This is a genomic window from Thioalkalivibrio versutus (genome assembly GCF_001999325.1).
Classification (GTDB): Bacteria; Pseudomonadota; Gammaproteobacteria; order Ectothiorhodospirales; family Ectothiorhodospiraceae; genus Thioalkalivibrio; species Thioalkalivibrio versutus.
Genome location: NZ_MVAR01000004.1, coordinates 94795 through 101375 on the forward strand (window position 1 = coordinate 94795; position 6581 = coordinate 101375).

Below are 6581 nucleotides of genomic sequence, written 5' to 3' on the forward strand. Positions count from 1 at the left end.
CGTGGATCGTACCGCGCTGTCGCGCGCTCGCCGCACCGGCGAAGACCCGCTTTTTCGTCGCGGTCGAGCAACGTTGCCTGAGCCGAGCCTACTGGCCGGGATCCGTGTGTGGCACCGCATCGGTCTCCAGCATGAGTGACACACGACGGTTGGCGGCGCGGCCTTCCGGGCTGGCGTTGTCGGCAACCGGACGAGTGTCGGCCAGCCCGACCGCGCGGAGCTGGGCTGCGTCCAGCTCGCGGGCCACCAGGTAGCGCACGACGCCGCTGGCGCGAATCGAGGATAGCTCCCAGTTCGACGGGAAGCGCTCGGTCGCGATCGGGATGTTGTCGGTATGGCCTTCCACGGTGATGGTGCCCGGGTGGTCTTCCAGGATGGGGAGCAGATCCTGGAGCAGCGACTGGCCATCCGGGCGCAGGTCCGCCTCGGCGGTCCCGAACAGGATGTCGTCGCGGATGCGCAGCTCCATCCGCCCGGGTTGCTCGACGACGTCCACGCCCTCGGGGGTGCGCGCGCGTAATCGGTCGGCCTCGCGGCCCGGGGGCTGTTCGGCGACCACCTCCGGGCCGGAGCGCTCACCGACCGGCGCCTCGTCCAGGGCGGGCCGACCCAGCAGAGAGGAATGGACCAGGGGTTCAATCAGGGCGCTGCGGTCCGGGTGGGCCAGGGCGATCGGGCTGGCCGAGACCGCCCTCGGATCATCGTCACGCGGGTCCATGAAGGTGAGCATGATGACGAACACCACGATAACCAGGGTCAGAACGTCCAGATAGGTGAGGATCCAGGCGTGCTCGTCGTCGCGCTGGCGTTCGCCCGGGTAGGAGCCGAGAAAGGCCTGCTCCGGGCGCGTGGCGGCGTGGGCATCCATCTCTGCCTGCAGCGCGGCGCGTTCGGCGGTGGAGGGGCTGGGTCCGGACATGGATTCAGCGCCGCTCCGTGGATTCGCCGCTGGCGCGTTCGTCCGCCTCGGGTTCTTCCTCGCCATTTGGGGCCGCCTGGCGGATCTCGTCGCTGTGATTCTCCATGAACGAGCGCAGGGTCTCGCGGATGTAGCCCGGCGAGCGCCCCTTGCGCATGAGCATGATGCCCTCCAGCACCATGGTCATCAGCACCACGCGCTCCTCGGTCCGGCGCTCCAGCTTGATGGCGATGGGCCGGAAGACCAGGTTGGCGAGCAGGATGCCGTAGAACGTGGTGATCAGGGCGATGCCCAGGTTCACCGCGATGACGGTGAAATCGTCGTTTTCGGTGGTCAGCAGCAGGTTGATCAGGCCAATGAGCGTGCCGAGCATCCCGAACGCCGGGGCATAGGTGGCCATGGTCCGGAACATCTGCGCATCGGCCTGTTCGCGGGCACGCAGGCGCGCCATGCGCCAGTTCAGCAGGTCGGAGACATCGTCCATCGGCGTGTCGTCGATCACCAGCTGGATGCCGGTGCGCAGGAACGGGTTGCGGATCTGGTCCAGGCGATCCTGGATGCGCCGCAGGTTCTGCGAGAACCAGTAGCGCGAGACCTGCACGATCTCCTCGAGATCCTGGGTGACGTCGTAGCGTTCCTCGCGGATCGCATTGGCGCCGGCGCGAAACACGCGCATCACCTCGTGGAAGGGGTAGCTCATCAGCGTGGCCGCGATGGTGCCGCCTACCACGATGCCGAGGCCCGGCAAGTTCAGGAAGGCGTCGATATTCTGCGAGGAAAACGCGATGACGCTGCCGAACACCAGCAGACTGCCAAGGATGCCGAGGAGGGTGGAGAGATTCATGCGTACTTCCGGAAGGAGACCGGGGTCAGCATAAAACACCGCCATCGTGAGCGTCTGCCTTGTCGTGCTACCCGCATTCCGGCGTACACTCGGCTCGTCGACGATCAAGGAGTGTGGCGGGATGGATATGACTTGGGTGGTACTGGGGATCCTGGTTCTGTTGGTGATCTGGGGGGTGTGGACGTACAACCGCCTGGTGACCTCGCGCAACCGGTACAAGAACGCCTTTGCCCAGATCGACGTGCAGTTGACCCGCCGCTATGACCTGATCCCCAACCTGGTCAAGGTTGCGGAACGCTACATGAGTCATGAGCGCGACACCCTCGAGGCGGTCATCCAGGCCCGTAACAATGCGAAGGAAAGCCTGCAGGAGGTCGGCGGTGATCCAACCAACACCGAGGCCGTGCGCAAGCTCTCGAGCTCGGAACAGGGGTTGTCGGGGGCCTTGGGGCGGTTGTTCGCGCTGTCCGAGAGCTATCCCGACCTGAAGGCCAACGAGAACATGATGCAGCTGTCCGAAGAACTGACCAGTACCGAAAACCGCGTGGCTTATGCCCGTCAGGCCTTCAACGATGCCGTCATGCAGTACAACATCCTGCGCGAGATGTTCCCCAACAGCCTGATTGCCAACAACCTTGGGTTCCGCCCGGGGCAGCTGCTGGAGATCGAGGACCCGCAGAAGCGCGAGCCCGTGCAAGTGAACTTCTCCTGATACCCGGGGCGTCATGAATTTTTTCGAGCAGCAGGACCGGGCGCAGCGCCGGACGCGCTGGTTATTGTTTCTGTTCGGCCTGGCAGTACTCGCCATCGTGTTGGTGATGAATGCCATCGTGCTGGTGGTGTTCGGTCAGGCAGAGCCTGTCGCTGCGGGCGAACCCTGGCTGACACGTGAGTTCCTTGCCAGCAATGTCGCCGTGATGGTCTGGACGACCGTGCTGACGGTTGGCTTGATTGGCCTGGGCAGTCTCTACCGCACGCTCGGTCTGCGCGATGGCGGCGGGGCGGTGGCCCGCGAACTCGGCGGGACGCGGGTGGATGGTGATACCCGTGACCCGCTGCGGCGTCGCCTGATCAATGTGGTGGAGGAGATCGCCATCGCTTCCGGCGTGCCGGTGCCCGAGGTCTACGTGCTCGAACAGGAGGCCGGTATCAACGCCTTTGCCGCGGGTTACTCGCCGGACGACGCGGCCATCGCCGTAACCCGCGGGGCCCTGGAACAACTGGACCGCGATGAGTTGCAGGGCGTGGTGGCGCACGAGTTCGGGCACGTACTCAACGGCGACATGCGCCTGAACATCCGCCTGATGGGCATGCTGTTCGGGATCCTGGTGATGGCCCTGATTGGCCAGCGTGTGCTGCTTGCCATGAGCCTGTCGCGCAATAACCGCAACGCCGGGGGCATCGTCGCCGCGGGCGTGGCACTGATCGTGGTGGGCTATATCGGGCTGTTCTTCGGGCGCTGGATCCGCGCATCCGTTTCGCGCCAGCGGGAATACCTGGCGGATGCCTCGGCGGTGCAGTTCACCCGGCAGCCGGAGGGTATTTCCGGAGCGCTCAAGAAGATCGGCGCCGCCCATACCGAGCTCGGGGCGGACACCGAGGAGGTCGGACACATGCTGTTCGCCTCCGGGGCCGTCAGTCAGATGTTTTCGACCCATCCACCGCTGGTCCAGCGCATCCAGGCGATCGAGCCGGGGTTCAAGCCGGAAGAACTGGAGACCATCCGCGAGCAGATGCAGAAGGATGCCGAGACGCGTCGTGTCGAAAAGGACGCCCAGGCCGAGGCGGAGGAACGCGACCGCGACTCGACGGAACGCCCGGGTGGCCTGCTCCTGAATCCGGAGCGGCTGATGGAAAACATCGGCGATCCGGGGCTTTCGCAGATCCTCGGGGCGGGGTTGCTAGTGGCGGCGATGCCGGGGCCGCTGGAGCGCGCGGCGCATTCCGATGCCTGGGGTGTCGATGTCTTGTTGTACCTGCTGATCAGTAACGATCCGGAAGTACGCGATCACCAGCTCCTGCGGATCGCCGGCACGCGGGGGGCGGAGAGCGAGTCCCACGTCCGCACCCTGCTGGAGGCCGAACCCGAGTTGCGCCCGGACCTGCGCATTCCGCTGCTGGAGATGAGCTTTCCGGTATTGCGCCATCGCCCACGCGAGGAACGCCGGCAGCTGGAAGGCCTCATTGACGAACTGATCCGCGCCGACGGCCGGGTATCGGCGTTCGAATACGCGACCGGCCGTCTGTTGCGGCGCCAGTTGCGCGACTTGGAGCAGCCCGAACGTGCCCGCGCGGGCGGACGCGACCGGCTGGCTCGCCATGCTGCCCACGCGCAGGACACGCTGGCCGTGCTCGCGCATCACGGACACCCGGACGACCCCGACAAGGCCAGGGCAGCCCTGCGCGCGGGCCTTCTGGCCCTGGCGATCGAGGATCCCACCGACGAGGCAATTGCCGCGGCTCTGGAGCGGACTGCCGATGAGGCCGTCTGGGCCGAGGGGCTGGATAGGGCGCTGGAGGCACTGGATGCCCTGCGTCCGGCGGACAAGCAGACCCTGGTCACGGCGATGCTTGCCACGATCACGCATGGCGGCCAGACGGTGGTCGCGGAAGTGGAGCTGTTGCGGGCGATCGCCGCCTCGCTGCACGTGCCGTTACCCGTCGCGGAGATGCCCGCCGCCGACGCGGAATAGTGCGGCCCGCTCCCGCGGGTGCGACGATTGGGGCCGCGCGGTATGATGCGGCCGGTCCGGGGGCGTGGCGGAACTGGTAGACGCATCGGACTTAAAATCCGCTGGGCGCAAGCCCGTGCCGGTTCGATTCCGGCCGTCCCCACCAATAAAAACAACACGTTATGCTAGCATTACCGCTAGCCTTGTTTCTTCGGGGTTTCCGTGTAACCGCTGTGTCACCCAAGCGAACGACTCGGGCCTCATGCCCCTTGCCCGTGACGGCGTAACGATCCACCACCACGGTTCTTCGGCCTTCTTTGTTGTACGCGGAGAAGTCCAGCGCCTATTCTACTACCTCGCACTTGAGAAGCACGCAACCTAAGCAGGTGGCCGGGATCGCGGTCGTCGCATCTTTGTTGCCACGGGAGGCTCTTATGAACTGCGATCAGGCGGCAACGACTGAGATCCTCTGGACAGGCGGATGGGACTCGACGTTCCGCGTGCTGGACCTTTTGGCCCGGTGCGATGGGACGATCCAGCCGCATTACCTGCGGGATCGGGATCGCGCATCGTGGAAGCTCGAGGTTGAAACCATGGAGGCCATTCGCGAGCACGCCAATCGCCGCTTCGGGTCTCGAATTCTGCCCCCGAAGCTTAGCGACCGAACCGATATCGAGGTCCCGGAACAGGTCAAGGCATGGTTCCGTCTCCTGAACCAGCAGTTTCGCCTCGGGTCGCAATACATCTGGTTGTCGCAATACTCTTTGAACGAGACCGATGGTCGGCTTGAACTCTGTGTTCATGTCGATGACAAGGCACACAAGGCGATTAGCTGGGCGCAGAGTCACAGAGATCGTGAAGAAGCCACGGAGATCGTGGAGGCGGTGGATGGCCTACTGTTGTCGACGTTCCACTTTCCAATCTTGGACATGTCCAAAATTGGGATGCAGCGGGCGGCAAGGGATGCCGGCTTCGATGATCTTCTGGACCGAACCTGGTTTTGCAATAAGCCAACCCTCGACGGCCGGCCCTGTGGATTTTGCGGACCCTGCACCTGGACGATCGAGGAAGGCTTGGGTTACCGCATTCCCGGAGACCGCCGTTTTCGCGCCAACCTCTACCAATGGATTGGATGCCACCTGCCTAGCTGGCGTCTCCGTCAGGCATTTCTGCGCACGGTCCGGGGGCAGAATTAGAGAAAACTGGATCGTCCGTAGCCTCGATGGATAGTCGTCAGCGTGCCTGATAACGCCGGGGTAAGTAGGCACAAAAAACCCCAACCCAAAAAACCCCAACTATTGTTTCGCCCGATAGTGCGTGTCCTGATTGGATAATGGCAAAGCGGCCTCGATCCATTCGACCGGATGCAGGCCAGCATCCCCATTGATTGAGTGCCGTGCCCGGTACGCGGATCTCTTGCGGAGGCAGTCAGCCGCTGTCCGCAGGGCATCCGCCGCTTATGCGGATAATTGCTCCACACGGCGCAGCGCCTCCGATACCTGGTCCGGCGCGTGAAACTTTAGGGCGTCGAGGATTGCGGTCAGGACAATTTGCGGGTGCGTAAAGTGGGGGACCTTGCGGCCAATCTCGGCAATGGCTCGTTCCAATTCGACGGCCGCCCCAGGCCCGAGCATGCGCTGAATCAACCGCGTCTCGCCGAAGTCGATACCTTGTTGCTCGTTACGGCCCATGCGGTCCCGCAACCAGGACCACGCCCACTCCGTCTCGCCGCTCATTTCGCCACCCGCAGGCGGCCGGCGCCGGGTTCGGGCTGCGGGATTCCAGCCTCATCGAGCATCCAGCCCTCAATTTTGGTAAGCCACTTGCGCAGAAGATCCAACGGCCGGCGACGATAGTGCTTTTCAGCGATCGCGCTCGGCTTGTGGCCCTGGATCTGCGCGACCACGCCAACCGGACACTCCACCCATTCTGACAGCGTGCCGAAGGATCGCCGCAACCCGTGCAGGGTGATATGGGGCAGGCCGGCCGCGCGCAGGGCCTTGGTGTGCGCCTGGTTCGCCCCACCCATCCGGCCGGTCTTGGAGGTGGGGCTCGAGAAAACCCAATCGTTGCGGCGGGGCAGGGCGTCGAGCAGGGTCGCCAGGTATGGCGTCAGGGGGATTACCTGTGGTGGTCAAGTGATTTC

7 protein-coding genes and 1 tRNA gene are annotated in these 6581 nt (G+C 64.4%); 4 read left to right on the forward strand and 4 right to left on the reverse strand.

Annotation, left to right across the window (positions count from 1 at the left end):
* Window positions 1-88: 88 nt before the first annotated feature.
* Window positions 89-919 carry an OmpA/MotB family protein gene (locus B0684_RS01525; RefSeq protein ID WP_018650128.1) on the reverse strand — a complete coding sequence of 277 codons (831 nt, stop codon included), beginning with the start codon at window positions 917-919 and terminating at the stop codon, window positions 89-91.
* Between the two features lie 4 nt (window positions 920-923).
* On the reverse strand, window positions 924-1763 hold the full coding sequence (locus B0684_RS01530) for a motility protein A (protein ID WP_018145649.1): 840 nt from the start codon (window positions 1761-1763) through the stop codon (window positions 924-926).
* A 121-nt stretch (window positions 1764-1884) separates the two neighbouring features.
* Here B0684_RS01530 and B0684_RS01535 point away from each other — a divergent pair, with 121 nt between their 5' ends.
* From B0684_RS01535 to B0684_RS01550, 4 genes are all read left to right on the forward strand, one after another.
* Window positions 1885-2475, forward strand: a complete 591-nt coding sequence (locus B0684_RS01535; RefSeq protein WP_018145650.1) for a LemA family protein — start codon at window positions 1885-1887, stop codon at window positions 2473-2475.
* Between the two features lie 13 nt (window positions 2476-2488).
* Window positions 2489-4456: a M48 family metallopeptidase gene (locus B0684_RS01540; RefSeq protein WP_018176774.1), complete on the forward strand. Its 1968-nt coding sequence runs from the start codon at window positions 2489-2491 to the stop codon at window positions 4454-4456.
* 58 nt (window positions 4457-4514) lie between these two features.
* Window positions 4515-4601: transfer RNA gene (locus B0684_RS01545), tRNA-Leu, on the forward strand.
* Window positions 4602-4869: 268 nt separating this feature from the next.
* The gene (locus B0684_RS01550; RefSeq protein WP_018176775.1) at window positions 4870-5631 is read left to right on the forward strand and encodes an adenine nucleotide alpha hydrolase family protein; all 762 of its coding nucleotides are present in this window, start codon (window positions 4870-4872) and stop codon (window positions 5629-5631) included.
* Between the two features lie 261 nt (window positions 5632-5892).
* Here the strand turns inward: B0684_RS01550 and B0684_RS01555 are convergent, their stop codons facing one another.
* Complete coding sequence (locus tag B0684_RS01555; protein WP_018176776.1) at window positions 5893-6171, reverse strand: hypothetical protein; 279 nt, start codon at window positions 6169-6171, stop codon at window positions 5893-5895.
* Window positions 6168-6464: a hypothetical protein gene (locus B0684_RS01560; protein ID WP_018650129.1), complete on the reverse strand. Its 297-nt coding sequence runs from the start codon at window positions 6462-6464 to the stop codon at window positions 6168-6170. Before B0684_RS01560 ends, B0684_RS01555 begins: the two co-directional genes overlap by 4 nt.
* Window positions 6465-6581: the final 117 nt, after the last annotated feature.

Coding starts and splice junctions, on each gene's coding strand:
- B0684_RS01555 (WP_018176776.1), bottom strand. CDS start 6,171: ATGAGCGGCGAGACGGAGTGGGCGTGGTCCTGGTTGCGGGACCGCATG.
- B0684_RS01540 (WP_018176774.1), top strand. CDS start 2,489: ATGAATTTTTTCGAGCAGCAGGACCGGGCGCAGCGCCGGACGCGCTGG.
- B0684_RS01525 (WP_018650128.1), bottom strand. CDS start 919: ATGTCCGGACCCAGCCCCTCCACCGCCGAACGCGCCGCGCTGCAGGCA.
- B0684_RS01560 (WP_018650129.1), bottom strand. CDS start 6,464: ATGGGTGGGGCGAACCAGGCGCACACCAAGGCCCTGCGCGCGGCCGGC.
- B0684_RS01530 (WP_018145649.1), bottom strand. CDS start 1,763: ATGAATCTCTCCACCCTCCTCGGCATCCTTGGCAGTCTGCTGGTGTTC.
- B0684_RS01535 (WP_018145650.1), top strand. CDS start 1,885: ATGGATATGACTTGGGTGGTACTGGGGATCCTGGTTCTGTTGGTGATC.
- B0684_RS01550 (WP_018176775.1), top strand. CDS start 4,870: ATGAACTGCGATCAGGCGGCAACGACTGAGATCCTCTGGACAGGCGGA.